Annotated in this window: 15 protein-coding genes and 4 pseudogenes; 12 read left to right on the forward strand and 7 right to left on the reverse strand. The window is 71.0% G+C overall.

Annotated elements, in window-relative coordinates:
* Window positions 1–120: 120 nt before the first annotated feature.
* The 4 genes from AB0E83_RS08395 (at window position 121) to AB0E83_RS08410 (ending at window position 3,220) form a co-directional block, all read left to right on the forward strand.
* The gene (locus AB0E83_RS08395) at window positions 121–1,017 is read left to right on the forward strand and encodes an RNA polymerase sigma-70 factor (protein WP_362107813.1); all 897 of its coding nucleotides are present in this window, start codon (window positions 121–123) and stop codon (window positions 1,015–1,017) included.
* Between the two features lie 97 nt (window positions 1,018–1,114).
* Window positions 1,115–1,684 carry an alcohol dehydrogenase catalytic domain-containing protein gene (locus AB0E83_RS08400; protein ID WP_362107816.1) on the forward strand — a complete coding sequence of 190 codons (570 nt, stop codon included), beginning with the start codon at window positions 1,115–1,117 and terminating at the stop codon, window positions 1,682–1,684.
* Window positions 1,681–2,160 (forward strand): zinc-binding dehydrogenase, encoded by a 480-nt coding sequence (locus AB0E83_RS08405; RefSeq protein ID WP_362107819.1) that lies wholly within the window; start codon window positions 1,681–1,683, stop codon window positions 2,158–2,160. The genes AB0E83_RS08400 and AB0E83_RS08405 overlap by 4 nt, the downstream gene beginning before the upstream one ends.
* Before the next feature lie 412 nt (window positions 2,161–2,572).
* Entirely contained in the window at window positions 2,573–3,220 is a 648-nt protein-coding gene (locus AB0E83_RS08410; protein WP_362107822.1) for a hypothetical protein, read from the forward strand.
* Window positions 3,221–3,264: 44 nt separating this feature from the next.
* Here the strand turns inward: AB0E83_RS08410 and AB0E83_RS08415 are convergent.
* Together AB0E83_RS08415 and AB0E83_RS08420 are read right to left on the reverse strand one after the other, a co-directional pair.
* Window positions 3,265–4,109: pseudogene (locus AB0E83_RS08415) on the reverse strand (IS5 family transposase).
* A gap of 36 nt (window positions 4,110–4,145) precedes the next feature.
* Complete coding sequence (locus AB0E83_RS08420) at window positions 4,146–4,703, reverse strand: hypothetical protein (RefSeq protein ID WP_362107825.1); 558 nt, start codon at window positions 4,701–4,703, stop codon at window positions 4,146–4,148.
* Between the two features lie 300 nt (window positions 4,704–5,003).
* On the opposite strand from AB0E83_RS08420, the gene AB0E83_RS08425 reads away from it, so the two are divergent.
* Window positions 5,004–5,300 carry a barstar family protein gene (locus AB0E83_RS08425; protein WP_362107828.1) on the forward strand — a complete coding sequence of 99 codons (297 nt, stop codon included), beginning with the start codon at window positions 5,004–5,006 and terminating at the stop codon, window positions 5,298–5,300.
* Window positions 5,301–5,321: 21 nt separating this feature from the next.
* Here AB0E83_RS08425 and AB0E83_RS08430 read toward each other — a convergent pair.
* Window positions 5,322–5,516 (reverse strand): annotated as a pseudogene (locus AB0E83_RS08430) (transposase); the annotation flags it as partial.
* A gap of 53 nt (window positions 5,517–5,569) precedes the next feature.
* Here AB0E83_RS08430 and AB0E83_RS08435 point away from each other — a divergent pair.
* The 6 genes and pseudogenes from AB0E83_RS08435 to AB0E83_RS08460 form a co-directional block, all read left to right on the forward strand.
* A pseudogene (locus AB0E83_RS08435) lies at window positions 5,570–6,151 on the forward strand (2-phosphosulfolactate phosphatase); the annotation flags it as partial.
* Window positions 6,152–6,174: 23 nt separating this feature from the next.
* A pseudogene (locus tag AB0E83_RS08440) lies at window positions 6,175–6,300 on the forward strand (IS5/IS1182 family transposase); the annotation flags it as partial.
* A gap of 26 nt (window positions 6,301–6,326) precedes the next feature.
* Window positions 6,327–6,623, forward strand: coding sequence for a hypothetical protein (locus AB0E83_RS08445; protein ID WP_362107831.1), 297 nt, complete (start codon window positions 6,327–6,329; stop codon window positions 6,621–6,623).
* A 165-nt stretch (window positions 6,624–6,788) separates the two neighbouring features.
* Window positions 6,789–7,274: a hypothetical protein gene (locus AB0E83_RS08450; RefSeq protein WP_362107834.1), complete on the forward strand. Its 486-nt coding sequence runs from the start codon at window positions 6,789–6,791 to the stop codon at window positions 7,272–7,274.
* A 418-nt stretch (window positions 7,275–7,692) separates the two neighbouring features.
* On the forward strand, window positions 7,693–7,926 hold the full coding sequence (locus AB0E83_RS08455; protein ID WP_362107837.1) for a hypothetical protein: 234 nt from the start codon (window positions 7,693–7,695) through the stop codon (window positions 7,924–7,926).
* Window positions 7,926–8,195, forward strand: a complete 270-nt coding sequence (locus AB0E83_RS08460; protein WP_362107840.1) for a hypothetical protein — start codon at window positions 7,926–7,928, stop codon at window positions 8,193–8,195. Before AB0E83_RS08455 ends, AB0E83_RS08460 begins: the two co-directional genes overlap by 1 nt.
* A gap of 327 nt (window positions 8,196–8,522) precedes the next feature.
* On the opposite strand, the gene AB0E83_RS08465 is transcribed toward AB0E83_RS08460, so the two are convergent.
* From AB0E83_RS08465 to AB0E83_RS08475, 3 genes are all read right to left on the reverse strand, one after another.
* On the reverse strand, window positions 8,523–8,651 hold the full coding sequence (locus tag AB0E83_RS08465) for a hypothetical protein (RefSeq protein ID WP_362107843.1): 129 nt from the start codon (window positions 8,649–8,651) through the stop codon (window positions 8,523–8,525).
* A 1,070-nt stretch (window positions 8,652–9,721) separates the two neighbouring features.
* Window positions 9,722–12,487: a DUF6185 family protein gene (locus AB0E83_RS08470; protein ID WP_362107846.1), complete on the reverse strand. Its 2,766-nt coding sequence runs from the start codon at window positions 12,485–12,487 to the stop codon at window positions 9,722–9,724.
* Between the two features lie 223 nt (window positions 12,488–12,710).
* A complete protein-coding gene (locus AB0E83_RS08475; protein ID WP_362107849.1) occupies window positions 12,711–13,055 on the reverse strand; it encodes a hypothetical protein in 345 nt (114 codons plus the stop codon).
* Between the two features lie 215 nt (window positions 13,056–13,270).
* Here AB0E83_RS08475 and AB0E83_RS08480 point away from each other — a divergent pair, with 215 nt between their 5' ends.
* Window positions 13,271–14,830 carry a hypothetical protein gene (locus AB0E83_RS08480; protein ID WP_362107852.1) on the forward strand — a complete coding sequence of 520 codons (1,560 nt, stop codon included), beginning with the start codon at window positions 13,271–13,273 and terminating at the stop codon, window positions 14,828–14,830.
* 61 nt (window positions 14,831–14,891) lie between these two features.
* Here the strand turns inward: AB0E83_RS08480 and AB0E83_RS08485 are convergent, their stop codons facing one another.
* A complete protein-coding gene (locus tag AB0E83_RS08485; RefSeq protein WP_362107855.1) occupies window positions 14,892–16,292 on the reverse strand; it encodes a glycosyltransferase in 1,401 nt (466 codons plus the stop codon).
* Window positions 16,293–16,338: the final 46 nt, after the last annotated feature.

The raw sequence follows: 16,338 nt of genomic DNA on the forward strand, positions 1-16,338 counted from the left end.
GACCGGACGGCTTGACCGGGCGGCCTGACCGGCGCCTGTCGGGAAGGACTCGCTGTGAACGCACGCGAACGCGGTCGGCCGCCAAGGCCGACCGCGAAGGACAAGGGGAAGAGACGAGAGTTGAGCGACGACGCCACCGAACCGGCGACCGAAACGTTCCTCGCCCACCGCAACCTGCTCTTCACGGTGGCCTACGAGGTGCTCGGATCGGCGGCCGACGCCGAGGACGTCCTCCAGGAGACCTGGTTGCAATGGGCCAAGGCCGAGCGGGGGCAGGTGCGCGACGAGCGCGCCTTCCTGGTCCGGGTCACCACTCGCCAGGCGCTCAACCGGCTGCGCGCCATCAGGCGCCACCGGGAGGCGTACGTCGGGCCCTGGCTGCCCGAGCCGCTGCTCACCGCGCCGGACGTGGCCGAGGACGTCGAACTCGCCGAGAGCGTGTCGATGGCCCTGATGCTGGTCCTGGAGACGCTGTCGCCGACCGAGCGGGCCGTCTTCGTGCTGCGCGAGGTCTTCGACGTCGGCTACGACGAGATCGCCGCCGCCGTCGACAAGAGCCCCGCGGCCGTCCGCCAGATCGCCCACCGCGCCCGCCGGCACGTCGACGCCCGACGCCCCCGCCGGATGGTCTCCTCGGACGAGGGCCAGGCCGTCCTGGAGTCCTTCCGGCGCGCCGTCGAGACCGGGGACCCGCAGGCCCTCCTCGACGTGCTCGCCCCCGAGGTCGTGCTGATGAGCGACGGCGGCGGCATCAAGCACGCCGCGCTGCGGCCGGTCACGGGCGCCGAGCGGGTGGCCCGTATGTTCGCCGGCGGCATCGGCAGGTTCGAAGGCGAGTTCACCACCGAACCGACCCTGGTCAACGGCCACCCCGCCCTGCTCGTGCGCATGGACGGCGAGATCGACGGCGTCATGGCGATCAGTGTCGCGGACGGCCTCATCACCGGCCTCTACTACGTCCGCAACCCCGAGAAACTCTCGCACGTCAGCTCCGCGACCCCGCTCACCCTGCGCTGAACACCACCAGCCCCGACGGGCGGAGGCCGGCCCCCACCACCAGAGGGCCCCGGGCAGACACCCGGTCAGCCTTGAAAGCAAGCGAAGGAGAGAAGTCATGAAAGCGGTGCGCTACCACTTCTACGGCGGCAGCGACGTCCTCGTCCACGAGGAGGCGGACCGGCCGGTGGCGGGTGCGGGCGAGGTGGTGGTGCGGGTGGCCGGCACCTCGTACAACGACGCGGACTCCGGCCTCCGCGCGGGACTGCGCCAGGACCTGCTGCCCCTGGCCTTCCCGCACACACCGGGCCTCGACCTGGCCGGAGTCATCACCGAAGTCGGCGAGGGGGTGCCCGGCTGGAGCGCGGGGGACGCGGTGGTCGCGCTCCTGCCGGCGGACGCGCCCGGCGCGGCAGCCGAATACGTCGCCGCACCCGCCGGGGCGCTGGCCCCCGCGCCCCGCACCGTCGAGCCGGCCGACGCCGCTGCCCTGCCCCTGGTCGGACTGACGGCGTGGCAGGCGCTGTTCGACAACGCCGACCTCAAGCCCGGACAGAGCATCCTGATCAACGGAGCGGGCAGCGCGGTGGGCGGATACGCCGTCCAGCTCGCCGTGCGGACCGGCGCGACCGTGACCGCGACCGGATCCGGTCCTACGGAGCGCACCGGCTCGTCGACTACGTCGTGACCCCGGTGGCGCGGGCGCTGGCCGGACAGCGCTTCGACGTGGTGCTGCAGCCGGCTTCCGCCGGTCCCGAGGAGAACGCGCGGCTGGTGGACCTGGTCGCCGACGGCGGAGCCTTCGTCAGCGTCACCACCCCAGGCCCGCCGGACGCCGGGCGCGGGGTGCGCACGGTGCACGTGTTCGCGCGCGGCGACGCCACCCAGCTCGCCGAACTGGTCGCCCGTGTCGACGCCGGAGACCTGGCGATCGAGGTGGCCGAGCGGCTGCCCCTGACCGACCTCCCCGCGGTCCATGCCCGCGCCGCCGGCCGGTTCGCCCGCATCGCCGAGCTGGCCGCCCAGGCCGAGGGCGGGGCCCTGGCGGAGCGACTGCGCGCCGACCCGGCAGCCGTGCTCCGCGCCCCGACCGCCGCCGGAGAACTGGTCGGCAAGACCGTACTGATCCCCATGCCGTCGGCCAGCGCCATTCCCCACCACTGAGCCCCCGGCCCGCCGAGTCGACTTCCGCGCTCGCCGATTCCGTCCGGCTCGGCCGAGACCGTGAGGAAGCGCCACGCTCATGAGACCGAGCGCTGTGCCACCGACCTGAGACGGCGAAAGCACCACTGGCCGGCGGATACGGCTTGTGCCACGGAACGCGGGCCCCTGATCCGTAGGCACGAGCGATCCGCAGGAACATGGGCTTCTCGGAGCGTTCGCGTACCAGACCGTGACCTCCGGGTGCGGCCGGGCCGTCGGGGCCCCAACGCAGCTCGGTGCGCGGTCGTGGTGCTCAGGGGCGGTGGCGGCCACCGTGGATCGTGAACGATCTTGGGCCTGGTGTCATGCCAGGGTGATGCGGAGCGCCGGGGAGTGGGGGAGGCCCGGTGCATGGGCGGGGGCGGGTGAACAGATGGCGGCAGCAGAGTCTCACGATGTTGTGAAGAGACCGGTCCGGGTCGACTGGGAGCTGATGCCCTTGGAAGGCGTAGGGCCGCTGCGTTTCGGCATGCCTGTCACTGAGGTCGCCGCGGTGCTGCCCGGCATGGCCGAACTGCGTCGGTTCCAGGCTGACCCGTCGTTCCGGGAAATCCTGGGTGTGGAGTTCGGAACTGGGCCGGCGGAGCCCGCCGTGTACGCCTACTTCACCGACGGCCTGCTCTTCTGCGTCGCGGTCGACGCAGCGCACGGCCCCCAAGTGATGCTCTGGGGACGAGAGTTGACCGCATGCGTTCCGGACGATCTGGAGCGGTTCCTCCTGCATGCCCATGATTGCGGGGTGCTCGATGTGAGGTACGGTCCGCGAGGAAACCCCGGAGCCAACGGGCTCGGTCTGGTCGTGCGGGTACAAGAGGCCGCCGGAAGCGTGGTGACCCGGCCGGTTCTGGTGGGCCGGGCCTGGGCCGGCCGCTGCACCGACGACTGGGAAGGCGCGATCCCGGAATGCGAGTGGGTGGGCCGCCAGTGGACGAACCCCGGTCATCCAGAACATTGGCCCCCGCCCGGCTATGCGCCGAACTGGCATGACTGGCAGCCCCCCTTCTGGAATATGTCTCTTTGACCGGTGATTCTCGTGGTGGGGCTGGTTAGGCCGTTTCGTTTGGATCACCGAGCGGACCAGAGAAAGATGCCCGCGATGTGGAGTCCGGCCAGGTAGATGGACGCGGTCTTCTCGTAGCGGGTGGCGATGCCCCGCCACTGTTTCAAGCGGTTGATGCAGCGTTCAACGGTGTTGCGCTGCTTGTATGCCTCGCGGTCGAAGACGGGTGGCCTGCCGCCCCGGCTGCCGCGCCGCAGCCGATGACCGCGTTGATTGGCCGGCACTGGGATGACCGCCCGGATCCCGCGCTTGCGTAGGTGCTCGCGGATCGCACGGGAGGAGTACGCCTTGTCGGCCAGGACCACGTCCGGCCTGGTGCGTGGTCGTCCTCGCTGTCGAGGAACGCGAAGGCGGGCCATGACGTGTGTGAAGGTGGGTGCGTCACCGGCCTGTCCCGCGGTGAGCACGAAGGCCAGTGGCCGGCATTGGGCGTCGGAGGCGGGGTGGATCTTTGTGGTCAGTCCGCCGCGGGACCGGCCGATGGCGTGGTCTGCCGGTTCGCCTGCTGGGGCCCCTTTTTGCGGGCGCCGGCCGCGTGCTGGTGTGCGCGCACGATGGTGGAGTCCACCGAGACAGTCCAGCTGAGGTCGTCGTCGGCGTCGGCCTGCGCGACCAGCGCGGTGAACACCCGTTCCCAGGTGCCGTCGATGGCCCACATCCGCAGCCGGTTGTAGACACCTCGCCAGTTTCCGTACTTCTCCGGGAGGTGAATCCACTGCGATCCAGTCTGGAACTTCCAGGCGATCGCGTCGATCACTTCTCGATGGTCTCTCCACCGGCCACCCCGCCGCGGTGTCCGATCTGGCAGTAACGGCTCGATCCGCGCCCACTGCGCGTCAGTCAACGGCACACAGGAACAACGAGCCGCTGCTCTCGACGAAACTGCTTAGGTATCCGACGAGTCCGCGGAGACCAGTCCGGTGCCCGACGGCTTACCGGGTTGATCGCCCAGCAATAGGGCGAGCCCACACAGGCCACCCGCCAACCAGCTGGCTATCATCCATGTCCCCCAGCCGAAGCCCAACGTTACGACGAAGGCGACAGCCGATGCCGTGAGACCGGCAACAGCGGCACGCCGCGGACCGCTGCCGGCACCCCACTCACGGCGCAGTACGCCAGTGTGCCGCCAGATTCTCCAGAGGACGACACCGACGATTGTCGCTTCCACCACGACGAACCAGATGGGAATTGGAGGCAGACGGTCCGACCGCGCCTCGCCGCGCCACACGTCCATGAGCCCGCCGACCAAGACGACCGGACCCACCAGGGCGAACACCCCTGCTAGCAAGCGGAAGAAGCCGACGCCCACGACCGACACGCCGACACCACCAAACGGCATGACAGCGTGGGACAACGCGTGGAAGCGGTGGGCAGCTCCCCGAAAATCCGTCGCGACGATCCAACCCAAGGCCGTCGCGAACACCCCCCAAGCCACCGAGAACATCGCACCCCCTTCGCTATGCATCCGCCCCGCCAGCGACGCCACCGGTTGTGCCCGCCACGGTATACCGGGGTCATCAGCTCTCGGCATGCCGGATTTCGGCAAGGTACGCACCCACCGGATGCCGGATGGACGCCCACGCACAGACGGGTTGCGCATTGTGGCTGACGACTCACTCGGCAGGGATTTCGTGTTCTCCGGTGCCTCGTGGTTGTCTCCCGGTGCCTCAAACGCGCAAAGTCCTCAACCTGGATCGCTCCCTGTTTCGGAAGTGATCCAAACGAAGGGCCCTAGTCTGCTGCGATGACGGACAGCGAGCTGATCGTCGACCTGCGGGGTCGGCCGATCGAGACACTCAACGACTTCTGGGACGCGGTGAGCGAGCCGTGCGGACTGCCAGAGTGGTTCGGCCGGAACCTGGACGCGTGGTCGGACACGATCGAGACCCGGGGCATCTCCGAGGTGATCGACAGCCACGACGTCCTGATCGTGCGTGTCGACCAGCGGGGCCTCTTCGACGGGCACCGGCAGGAGGCCGACGCCCTGGCCGGCACCTTCGACGGAGAACAGAACCGGCTCATCGTCCATGGGCGCCCCTGACGAACCCTTCGGACGTCCGGCTCAGCGCCGGCTCCAGATGAGGAGGGCGGCGAGATGGAGCGCGGCCTGGTAGGCGATGGCGAGCTTGTCCGTTCGCATGGCCAGGCCGCGCCACTGCTTGAGCCGGTTGGTGCACCGTTCGACGGCGTTGCGCTGCTTGTACGCCTCGGCGTCGAAGGCGGGCGGTCGGCCTCCGTCGCGGCCTCGCCGCAGCCGAGGAGGGTCGAGACCCTTCGGGCACGGACTCGCGAGTGGTGGGGATACCCGGAGTGAACGGCGCCGAGAAGGTGGCCGTCGTGATCGATGTGATGCGGGCGTTCACCACCGCCGCCTGGGCTTTCCACCGCGGGGCGGACAAGATCGTGCTCGCCGCCGACGTGGGAGAGGCACTGGAGACCAAGGCACGGCACCCCGACTGGCTCGCGCTCAAGGACGGAGCCCTGATCAGCGGGTTCGACCTGGTTAACTCTCCCGGGCTCCTCCGGGGTGCCGACCTGGCCGGCCGCACCCTGATCCAGAAGACCACCACCGGAACGGTCGGCGCTCCGGCCGTCGCCGAAGCGGAACTGGCGCTCTGCGCCGGCTTCGCCGTGGCCGGGGCGACGGCAAGGACTCTGGTGAACGCCGGCGCCGACTCGGTGACGTTCGTGGCCACCGGCGAGGACGGCCGCGCGGCCGAAGACCTGGTCTGCGCCGAGTACCTGGACCTGTTCCTGACCATGGACCGCTCCGACCCCGGCCCCTATCTGCACTGTGCCCGCACTTCCTCCGCTGCGGACGACCTGCGCGATGGACGACGCTTCGGCGCCCATCCGGCCGACGTGGACCTGTGTCTGGAGGTGGTCCGGTTCGACCAACCGTGCACGTCCGGCTCCGCTTCCCCGTCGAGCGGGCCCTCGCCCGGCCCAAGGCCCGGCGGACCTTCCGCGAAGCACGGATCAGCCCCAACCGACTCACGCCCCTCACCAAGGCCGCCCTCACCCTCGAAAGACGACGCTGAAGACCCATACGGGGACCTTCGTGCTCGTGGCGTCCGCGATGATCGCCGCCGTGGTCCTCCAAGGCGACGACGTCACCGTTGCGGCCGTCTGCGTACCGGTCAGGGGCACCGACCGCGACAAAGCGGCGTCGTCGAGCACATCGCCGTGGCGACGGCCGGCGAACAAGGACGACACGGACCCCGAGACCCGCGCCGCCTTCTTCGCCACCAGCAGCGACGGCACACACCTGCAGACCGAACGGGCACGAGAGAAGGACGCCATCGCCCACCAGAGCCCGGAGTGGATCGGCCCCGGCTGCACCGACATCGTCCACGCGCCGTAACCGCAGGACGGGCTGTCTCCCGCCCCCCAAGAGAGGTGAAGGCCTATGCGTGAGCCCCTGCACCCCTGCCTCTGTCCGTGAGGCCGGCTCAAGGTGCCGCCCACAAGCCACAGTGGCCGATTCGCGCTCTGACGGTACGCGACGTCAAATGCTCGACTGGTCGCCGTGTCGGGGATTATCGCGGCGGCCATCGCCGTCATGGGAACTCTGCTGGGCGCTGTCGTCGCCCACCGTTACCAGGAGAAGACCGCACTCAGATCTGCGGACCGCGCCCGTCAGGAGCGAAGTCACCAGCGTCTTCTTGACGCCTGCGCCGGATTCGTCGCCTTGGCGGAGGACTACCGGCGGGCGCAGTACGACCGGTGGACAAGCTGGCACGCAGCGCCCGATTCCGAGGCGGCCGGCACAGCCCGGGCGGAGTCGCACCGCCTCTACGTCGAGGTCCGCAGCAGCATCTTCCGGCTCCGCCTCGTCACCCCCGACCCCCAGGAACGGCAGCTCGTCGACCAGGCGGCCGAGATACAGAAGAAGACACGAGAGATCTTCTTCGCCGCCGACAAGGCCGACATGCTTGCCAGGGGCGAGGCCGCAGAACGCGCCTGCGAAGCCTTCGCGCTCCATGCCGCAGAGGTGCTGGCGGCAAGAGGGTGACGAACCGGTCGGTTCACGCTCTCCGCACAAGCCGCCGGACTCGTTCCCGGAAGGCCCGGAAAAGCTCGTGCCACGAGGAGATCGTCGCCCCGTGGAAGACGGCGGACGCCGCTCTCTGACGACCCGGCAACGCGGCACCACACATGCGCGGGCAATCGTCGGACGGGCCGACGGGTGGCGATCTCCTGGACCCTGGAGAACGCCGACACTCGGCACCCTGGCGAACGCTGACACGCGGCCCCCTGGAGAACGCTGCCACTCGGCGCCGGCTGCCCTTCCCGTTCCCAGGAGGCTCTCCGGCCCTCACCGCCGGCGCGGCTTTGAGGAAGAGGCAGGTTCGGCCAGACCGGCTCCGGCGCCTTGGGCCCGGCGATACCGTAGTGAGCGACGTCCACCCCGCTCCTCCACGGAGGCATCGATGAACGAGCAGCCGGCCCCCGCCGACACCGTCCGGCAGCACCTGGATCCGGCAGCCGCCGACGCCGTACGCGCGTACGCGGCCCGGACCCGCGAAAGCGCCGACCAGTTCGCCGCGGTTCTCGAGGACCTCGCCACCAACGGACTGCCCAGCGCCGACGAGTGCACGCCGTGGGAGGAACTGCGCGAGAAGCACCTCGCCCGCCTCGCCGCCCAGCGCCCGGCCGTCGCCTGATGTCACCCCACGCGCGCCGGCGTGCCCGGATCGCATTCTCCGAAGCCGCCGCCAAGCAGCTCGAAGCGCTCACCGACGAGGCCGAGCTCCACGCCCTGGACCGCGCCCTGGTCGTCATCTCCGTCGACCCCGCGATCGGCGAACCGATCCCCGGCAACGCCCCCGGCCCCCAGCTCCTGCAGTACACCGACGAGGTCGAACAGGTACGCGTCCTGTACTTCGTCACCGCCCTGAAGACCGTGGTCGTCGTCGCCTACATCGAGGTCTAGCCTGGTCTTCGACGCCTGGACCCTTTGCTCCGCTGTTCGGACGGGGCCGAGCTGGCCTCAGGCTGCGCAGGCCCCCGTGCCACGCCATAGTTCCAGGCGGAGGGCCCCCGCCCGCCCGGATCTGACCCGATGAGTCTGGACACCCCTGTCACCAGCCACCGACCTGACCTGATCCCGTACCGGCTGAGGCACGTGCGCCACGCGAGGCTGCCCCTGCCGCAGGGCGGCGTCGGGGCCGGTCCTGTCCCGGGTGTCAGTGCGACCGTGCAGAGTGCCGGTCATGATCAACGACTTGGACAGGACCGACTGGGCGTCTCTGGAGCACGCCTACGGGGCGGCCGACGACGTGCCGGGGTGGCTGCGCGGCATGGTGTCGCCCGACCCCGCCGTACGGAAAGAGGCGTTCGACCGTTTCTCCAGCGCCGCGCTCCACCAGGGGAGCGTGTACTCGAGCACGGTGGCCAGTGTGCCGTTCCTGTTCGCGATGGCGGACGACCCTGCGACCCCTGACCGCGGGGAAGTCGTCGCGCTGCTGCTCGGCATCGGGCGGGAAGCGGTTGGCGCCGAGGAGGCATACGCCGCCGTCCGCGGCGAGGACGCTGAAGAGTGCACCGTCCACCCGGACACCGCACGCCTGATGCGCGAGCATGCCGACGCCTTCGTCACCTACGCCCATGACCCCGACCCGCGGGTGCGCAGGGCGTCGATCGAGGGTCTCGGGCTCTTCCTGGACGACGCCGGACGGGCGGGCGGTGGCGCTCCTGCAGGACCGCCTCGCGGAAGCAGGCGGGGCTGCCGAGCGTCTGCTGGTGGTGCGGACGACGGCCGACCTGGCGCTGCGCCTGCCCGCGGCCGCCACGCCGGTACGGGCGTGGCTGGACACGCTGGCCGACGGCGACACCACCGATCCGGACACCCGCCTGGCGGCGCTCGTCCACCGGGCCCGCTGCGCTCCCGACTCCACCGACGACCGGACGGTGCCGGCCGCGATCGAACTGCTCCGCCAGGTCACCCCCACGCCCCGGCCCGAGCAGGACCAGGAGCGCGGGGGCCAAGAGCCGTCCCGTCCCTGTGCGTGCGAGGCCGAGCCCGAACCCGACCCGGACGTCCCCGGGCACGTCGCGGCCGCCTTCGCCGACCTCGAACGGCGCGGACGCGTCCACGCCGCCACCACCCCCTTGCTGCTGGCCTTCCACACCGCCCTGGACATGCGCGCCGAGGACCGAACGGCTCTGCTCACCGAGCAGCTGCGCAGCCCGGACCCGGGAACCCGCTACGACGCCATCGACATGGCACGCCGTCTGATCACCTCCCTGCGGCCGATCACACCGGCCTGGTACGGCTCATCGCCGACTGCCTGCTCCCCGACGACTCCTACACCGCCGCGGCCGCGGCCGAGGCACTCGGTTCCCTCCACACCCTCGCCGAACCGGCCCGCGAAGCCCTCGCCGCCTACGTCACCGCCCACCGGCCCCGGGCGGCACCCGCCCTGCGCTGGAGCTTCAGCGCTGAGCGACCATCACGTTCTACCCTTTCGGTTCAGGTGGTTGAGGGGCGGCGTCGGGCTCGGAGAGGAACTGCCAGATGCTGATCATGGCGACGATCTGGGCGATCAGATACGCGAACTGCAGCGAGTAGTAACGCATCTGGTAGATCGACAAGAGGAGCCCCAGCCGACTCTGCCAGTAACGCTGCTCTGTGCGGAAGGTGTCGAAGTCGACGGCGATTCCAGTGACTGTCAGGACCAGGAGCATCGCCGAAACCGCCAGGGCGAGACCGGCAGTGCTCTCGTCGGTGAAGTGGAGAACGAGGCTGTCCGCCGCGGCCGGTAGCGCGAAGGCGGCTGTCACCGGCAGGGCCTTCGCCGCTCCGCGCCGACCGGGGAGCAGCCGCCAGAGGGCGCCGAGCACGAAGGCCGCTCCCGTCCAGGTCGCCGTCCAGCCGAGGAAATCCAGCACCAGGCCGGGGACACCGAAATGGTTGCTGAGGACCGACGTCCAGCCGTCACCGCGGATGCCCCAGACCCAGACCATGAGGACGGAGGCAGGGAGGGCAGGGATCAGGGAGAGACGGGCGCATCGGCTGCCATTGGCCCACCACGTGTCCCTGGGGCCGAGGGCCAGGGCCGCGTCCACTACGGAAATCCTGGCGGGGAGGCGGTCCGGGGCACCCGACGAGGGCGGATGCGCGGGCCAGTCGTGCAGGTCATCGAGGCGTTGTTCGAGGTCGCTGCGTTTCGGGGGTACGTCGCCGAACAGGCCCTGGTCCAGGCGGCGCAGCTCGGCATGGATCTCGCGGTAGAAGCGTGCTTTCTCCAGGAGTGCCGTCCGGCCTCCGGGGGCCGCTGCCGCCGACGTCAGGGGACGGCCTGAGAGTTCGAGGGGCTGAGCGAGCACGGATCGGCCGGCGAAGGGGGCTACCAGCCCGTACAGGGCCAGCATGCCGAGGAGGATCCACAGAGCGGTGGCCGCGCTGTTCCCGACGACGTACCCCCCGATGAGCGGGACCACGGCAGCGAAGAAGGTCAGGAACAGGATCCTGTCGGCCGGTTCTTCGAGCGGGGACACGGCAGTCGATGAACGCCAGGCGCGCAGGACCGCGAGTACCGCGACTCCCGTCAGCATCCACACGTACCACGACAGCACGTCCTGGGCTTGGGGCACGGAGGCCATGGCCTCCCACACGAAGTCGTTCATGTGGTCGCGGCCGTAGTCGGGAACGGTGCGGTCGCTGAGCCAGGTGGCCCGCTGCCATGCGCGTTCCTCGGTGAGGGCGAAGAAGGCCGTGACGAGCACCGTCCAGGCAAGCACGGCGGGACCTGCCACACGGAGCCTCAGGAGTCGGTCGCTCCCCGGACGGCGGCGGCTCTTGGGCAGCAGTTCCCCGTCGGTGGCCAGCCGCCAAGCCGCTGCCGTGAACGCGAGTGTGGACAGGGCGAAGAGCGAGGCAGAGGCAGTCGTCTCGGCCGCCAGTGCGACCGCTGATGCCTCGGCGAGCCCTCCGTGCCCCAGGTCGAATGCGTCCGGCACCGCCGCCACCAACAGGGGCGGTGCGGACAGGGCGGCGATCAGCACCCAGAAGCGACGCGGCGGCAGACCCAAGGAGAACAGGACGGCGACGACGGCCAAGGCGAAGCCGTGGTCGCGGAGGACCAGTTCGGGCGGCCAGAGCAGGAGGTCCCGCGTTTCCTCGTACCGCTGGAGCACGGCGCGGCCGTCCGTCAGAAGCGCCAGGAGCACGAGTACCACGGCCCATCGGGTGAGGTTCCGCAACGTGCGGTCTCGAACCACGGAGAGCGGAGCGGACCGCCTGCGGTAGAGGACCACTCCACGGAGGAGAAGAGAACCGGTCAGAACAGCGGCGATCACCGAACCCGTACGGTCCAGGAGAACAGCGGTCCACCGGTTGCTCTGAGCGGCCCAGGAACGCTGCCAGGAGGGCTGGAGGCGAACGGTCACGGCAGGAACCGAGGCCGTCGTGGAGGTCTCCTTGCCGGCGGCATGCGTGCGGGAGGGGCGTTGTCCGGGGCCCGACCGCGACTCGTCGGCCTTCTCCCCGCCGGGCGTGGCCGGATGCCACACCAGTGCCGTGGCGCCCTCGCCTTTACCGGGTCGCGGGATCGCGGTCCTGGCGCCGGGACCACCGGGATCCACCTTGATCTCGTCCCAACGGGCTCCGATCAGAGCCGGCGGCGGGAGCAGTCTGATCGTCCACTCGCCCCTGCCCGCGCTCACGCGCCAGACCCCCGTGTCGATGGGCCCCTCGTGCGTGTTGACCCAGGCATGCGTCCGGTCGGCGACCGTTACGCCGCCGTCCTTCTCGGACGTGATCACAGGCGGACCCTCACGCCATTCGGACCAGCGCCGATACTGGCCCGGATGAGCACGGGTGAGGCAGGACATCGCCCTGATGTACGCGGGGCTCTCCTCGCTCAGCAGCAGGTCCCGTACCAAGGGCCAGTCTCCGGGCACCACGACACGGAACTCGGTTCGTATCTTGGTGTAGGTGCGGTCCCCGTGCTCCAGCAGTATCCAGCTGCTCACACGAGCCGTGCTCAACTGTGCGGACCAGCACACGTCCGCCGGAGCGGCAGGACGGGCGGTCGTCGTCGCAGAAGCCGGCGGAGCGGTGAGGAACAAAGCGACGAGGAGACTGAGGAGACTCAGGACGGCCGGCGGGCGCGCAATGACCATCGTCCCGGAAACGACGCGCCAGACTCCCGATCCGATGCGTATGCCGCCGTCATGACTGCTCAACAGATCTGCCCCCCGACTGAAATCAGCAAGAGCCATGATGACGCATGCCCTGCGGACCAGCTCTGACGGTGGCCACTCCCCAGAGCCCCACAGACTCCGGCGAGGTGCGGCTGGGGACAGCCGGGCCCGTCACTGGGCCGCCCGCGAGGCCCCAGGGCCGACTCGGGCCTGTCCGGCGGATCTTGTGACCGTCCGAACGACGGCATCGCCGCTGGTCCGCGGACGATACCTGGGACCGGGTCCTGACGGGCCGGCTCCGTCAGCGGGCTTCCAGCTCTTCGGCTCGCTGCGTCAGCTCCGCCGCGATGCCGTCCCAGTCCGGACCGTGCAGCCACAGGTTCTGCGCGGCCTCCCGCAGAAGAGCCGGCTCGTCGGGCCTCTGCAGCAGCACGAGGCGATAGGCGAGGTTGCGCGTCCACACCGGAAGCCGGCCGTCGACCAGGTGCGGGCAGAGCTCCCGCAGCATCGACAGGATCGCGTCCGCACCGGCGAACGTCAGCTCTTCGACGAAGTGGTGCTCGCGGTGGTCCTGCCCGCACGGCGGCGTCGGGCGGTACTCATCCCCGTAAAGACACCGGGCGTGTTCGGTCAGCGTGCTGTGCATGCGCCGCAGCCTACGAGGTCATGTTCCACCGGACACCGGTGGGACCGTGTCGGTGGATCCCGCCACCTGCCCACCTGCCGAGCACACAGCACGCTGCCCGTGGGAGGACGGCGGGGGCCGCCGGCGCACCGGGGCCGTGGGCTGGCCCTGTATGACTTTCCCGGTTCGGGGTGTCGTCCTTGCGGGCCGGCCTGGGTGGCCGTTGAAGTGTCCGCATGACGAAAGCGCGTGATCGGCTCGGGTTCCGCCATCGGTTCGCCCTCTGCGCCGGTGCCGCCGCGGGCGGGCTGATGGCGGTGCGGCTGTTCGTGCCGTCCCCGGTCGGCATGGCCGACAACGGCGACGGGTTCCGCAGGATGTGCTCCCTCGACGCCGTGACGCTGGTTCCGCCCGGCGTGGAGCAATGGCTCGAGTTCGCTCACTTCACGTACGTCCGCGCGCCCCAGGACGGCTGCGACCCCGCTCAGGTCTACCCCAGCAGCGGCAACTGGCTGCTCCGCGCCGCGGAGGTCCTGAGCGGTCTGCTCGGCCTTCCCGGGGTCATCGACCTGAGGGCGCTCGCGGTGCTGTTCTGCGTCCTGATCGCGGGTGCCTTCGCGCTCTTCGCGGCCGCCCTGCGCGGAAGCGTCCTGCGGAGGACCGTGGTGTGCGCGCTGCTGTTCCTGGTCGTCGCGGACAGTACGTTCGCCGGGTACGCGGCGTCGCCGTACGGTGAGCTCGCGGGCCTGACGGGGATGGTCTGGGCCCTCGCGGGGGCGGTTCACCTCGGCGGAACGCCGGCCGCGCGCCTGGTCGGGCTCCTCGCCTGTACGGCGGGAGCCGTCGTCGCGGTGGCGTCCAAGACCCAGACGGCGACCATGGCGGTGCCCTTCGTGGTCCTCCTCGCGTTCGCCCGTGTCCCGCTGGGCCGGTGGCGGACCGGATGGCGGGGCCGGGCCGCACCGGCGCTGGCCGCGGTGGTGATCGTCGGCGCGGCCGTGGGCGAGATCGCGGCGCAGCCCGGGCAGTTCCGGAGGATCAACCCCACGGAGACGGTCTTCGTCGGCCTCCTTCCCCGCAGCGACGATGCCCGTGGGGCCGCCGTCGACCTGGGGCTTCCGGCGGACTTCGCGCGGTACGAGGGCAGGAGCTGGTGGGCGGAGAACCCTCCCCAGAGCGACCCGCGCTGGGCCGCGTACGAGGACCGGATGACGTACGGGAACATCGCGTCCTTCCTCGTCACCCATCCGATGGTGACCGCCCGCGTCGCGTACGACGCCCTCGACGACTTCGGGGCCGCCCGCCCGGACTACCTCGGCTCCTACCCCCCGGAGGCCGGGCTGCCCCCGGGTGCGCAGGAGTCGCGCCTCGCCCTGTTCAGCGCGCTGGTGCGCGACATCGGCGGCGGGCTGATGCTGGCGCTGGTCACCGTGCTGGGCGCCGCGGCGGTGCCGTGGTGGCGTCGCACGGCCGACCCCCGGCGCCGTGCGTTCGTGGCGACGGTGCTGTGCGCGGCGGCGCTGACCTGGACGCAGTTCCTGACGGCGGTCTACGGGGAGGCGATCGAGAACACCAAGCACCTGGTGTTCGCCGTCCTGGCCGGCGGGCTCACCGTGGCCATGGCCGTCGCGGTGCCGGCGGCCGGCGCGGGAGCCGGGCACGACCCGGTCGGCGGACGGTCCGGCCGCAGCGGGGAAAGCGACGGGCCCGACCCGGGGCACGGCGTCGACAAGGTCCCCGGACCGGGCACGGAGAGCACCACGTCCACGGGCACGACGGCCTCCGGCGTGGTCTGACCGCTCGCGGCCGCAAGCGGCCGGGGTGAACCCGGGCGCCCATGGCGACGAGGGGACGGAGTCAGCGGGCCCGCGCGTGGTCCGGAGACGCGGCGGGGGCGCGCGGCGGGGCGATCTCCGCGTTGCGCCGGGTCTTGGCCCATGTCCCGCGCCCCCGCACGTGGCGGCCCAGAGCGCGCCAGGTCGCGAGCGAGTAGCACCAGACGTACGCCGTGTAGGCGAAGCCCCAGCCGACACTGCGCCAGAAACCCTGGCCGGGCTCGCACTTCGCCCGGTACAGCGGACCCCACATGCCGAACTGGACGACGGCCAGCAGGAGATAGCTGAGCACGAGTCCCCACCGTGTCGTCCCTCCGGCGGTCGGGGACCCGTCGGCCCGGTCGATCAGGTGACCGATGGCGACGGCCAGCAGCACGGGGCAGACCATGCTGACGAGGAGCTGGAACCACGGCTGGAGGAGGGAGTAGCTGATCTCCAGCCTGCCCGGGACCGAGAGCCGCCGCGACCGCCACACGGTACGCAGGTGGCGGGCGCACTGCATCGTGCCCTGACTCCACCGGGTCCGCTGGACGAGCAGACGGCCCGCGCTCCACAGACCCTCCTGCTCGACCCAGGTGTCACGGGTGAAGGCCACGGTGCGGCCCGCGAGCGCCAGGTGCAGGGCGAGTTCGTAGTCGTCGAGCAGCGAGTTGCGCCAGGGACCGCCGCGCTCGGGGACGTCGTCCAGCGCACGCAGCGCGCCGAGTCGCACGAACTGGCCGTTGCCCCCCAGGGACACGGTCCCGGTGAAGGAGCGGCCGGCCTGGAGGGCCGGGACGGCGGCGCGGAACTCGATGTCCTGCATCCGTACCAGGGTGCGGGCGATCAGGTTGCGGACCCGGCCCGACCCGGGGCGGGGGCGCCGCTCGTCCCGGTTGCGCATCCGCACCTCGATCTGGACCGCGTCCACGGACGGGTCGCCGAGGAGGTGAGGGGAGGCGACGACGTCCAGGCATCCGGGCGCGGGGATGCCGTCGGCGTCGAAGACGCCGATCACGACGCCGTCGGGTGGGACGTCCCCGGGGAGCGTGGAGACCAGGGCGCGGTAGGCGGCGTTCAGGGCGTCGCCCTTGCCCGTCCGGGCGCGGGGCAGTTCACGGGAGACGAGGTGGATCCGGTGGTCGCCCTCTCGGTGCCGCGCGACGATGGCGGCGGTCTCGTCGTCGGAGGCGTCGTCCACGATCCACAGGTGGGCGTCGGGGAAGGCTCCGCGCAGCCGGGTCAGGGTCTCGCCGATGACCGCGGCCTCGTTCAGACAGGGCACGACGATGTGCCAGTCGAAGCGTGAGGCGTCGCCCGCAGGCCGCGGTCCGCCGCGGAGGAACGGGACGACGAGTGCCACCAGATAGCCGAGGGAGACCACGGCGAGCACGAGGAAGAGCGTCGTCGTGGAGGTCACCACGGCGCTCGGGGAACCACCCATCTCCTGGGTCCCTCCTGGGTAGGCCGCGCCCTGCGGGGCGGCTCCG

Origin of the sequence: Streptomyces sp. NPDC035033 (assembly GCF_040636735.1) — a bacterium.
Classification (GTDB): domain Bacteria; phylum Actinomycetota; class Actinomycetes; order Streptomycetales; family Streptomycetaceae; genus Streptomyces.

Bases quoted from the DNA above. Each gene is read 5' to 3' on its own strand.
- AB0E83_RS08400 (WP_362107816.1), top strand. From the start codon at position 1,115: ATGAAAGCGGTGCGCTACCACTTCTACGGCGGCAGCGACGTCCTCGTC.
- AB0E83_RS08410 (WP_362107822.1), top strand. From the start codon at position 2,573: ATGGCGGCAGCAGAGTCTCACGATGTTGTGAAGAGACCGGTCCGGGTC.
- AB0E83_RS08420 (WP_362107825.1), bottom strand. From the start codon at position 4,703: ATGTTCTCGGTGGCTTGGGGGGTGTTCGCGACGGCCTTGGGTTGGATC.
- AB0E83_RS08425 (WP_362107828.1), top strand. From the start codon at position 5,004: ATGACGGACAGCGAGCTGATCGTCGACCTGCGGGGTCGGCCGATCGAG.
- AB0E83_RS08455 (WP_362107837.1), top strand. From the start codon at position 7,693: ATGAACGAGCAGCCGGCCCCCGCCGACACCGTCCGGCAGCACCTGGAT.
- AB0E83_RS08460 (WP_362107840.1), top strand. From the start codon at position 7,926: ATGTCACCCCACGCGCGCCGGCGTGCCCGGATCGCATTCTCCGAAGCC.
- AB0E83_RS08470 (WP_362107846.1), bottom strand. From the start codon at position 12,487: ATGGCTCTTGCTGATTTCAGTCGGGGGGCAGATCTGTTGAGCAGTCAT.
- AB0E83_RS08475 (WP_362107849.1), bottom strand. From the start codon at position 13,055: ATGCACAGCACGCTGACCGAACACGCCCGGTGTCTTTACGGGGATGAG.
- AB0E83_RS08480 (WP_362107852.1), top strand. From the start codon at position 13,271: ATGACGAAAGCGCGTGATCGGCTCGGGTTCCGCCATCGGTTCGCCCTC.
- AB0E83_RS08485 (WP_362107855.1), bottom strand. From the start codon at position 16,292: ATGGGTGGTTCCCCGAGCGCCGTGGTGACCTCCACGACGACGCTCTTC.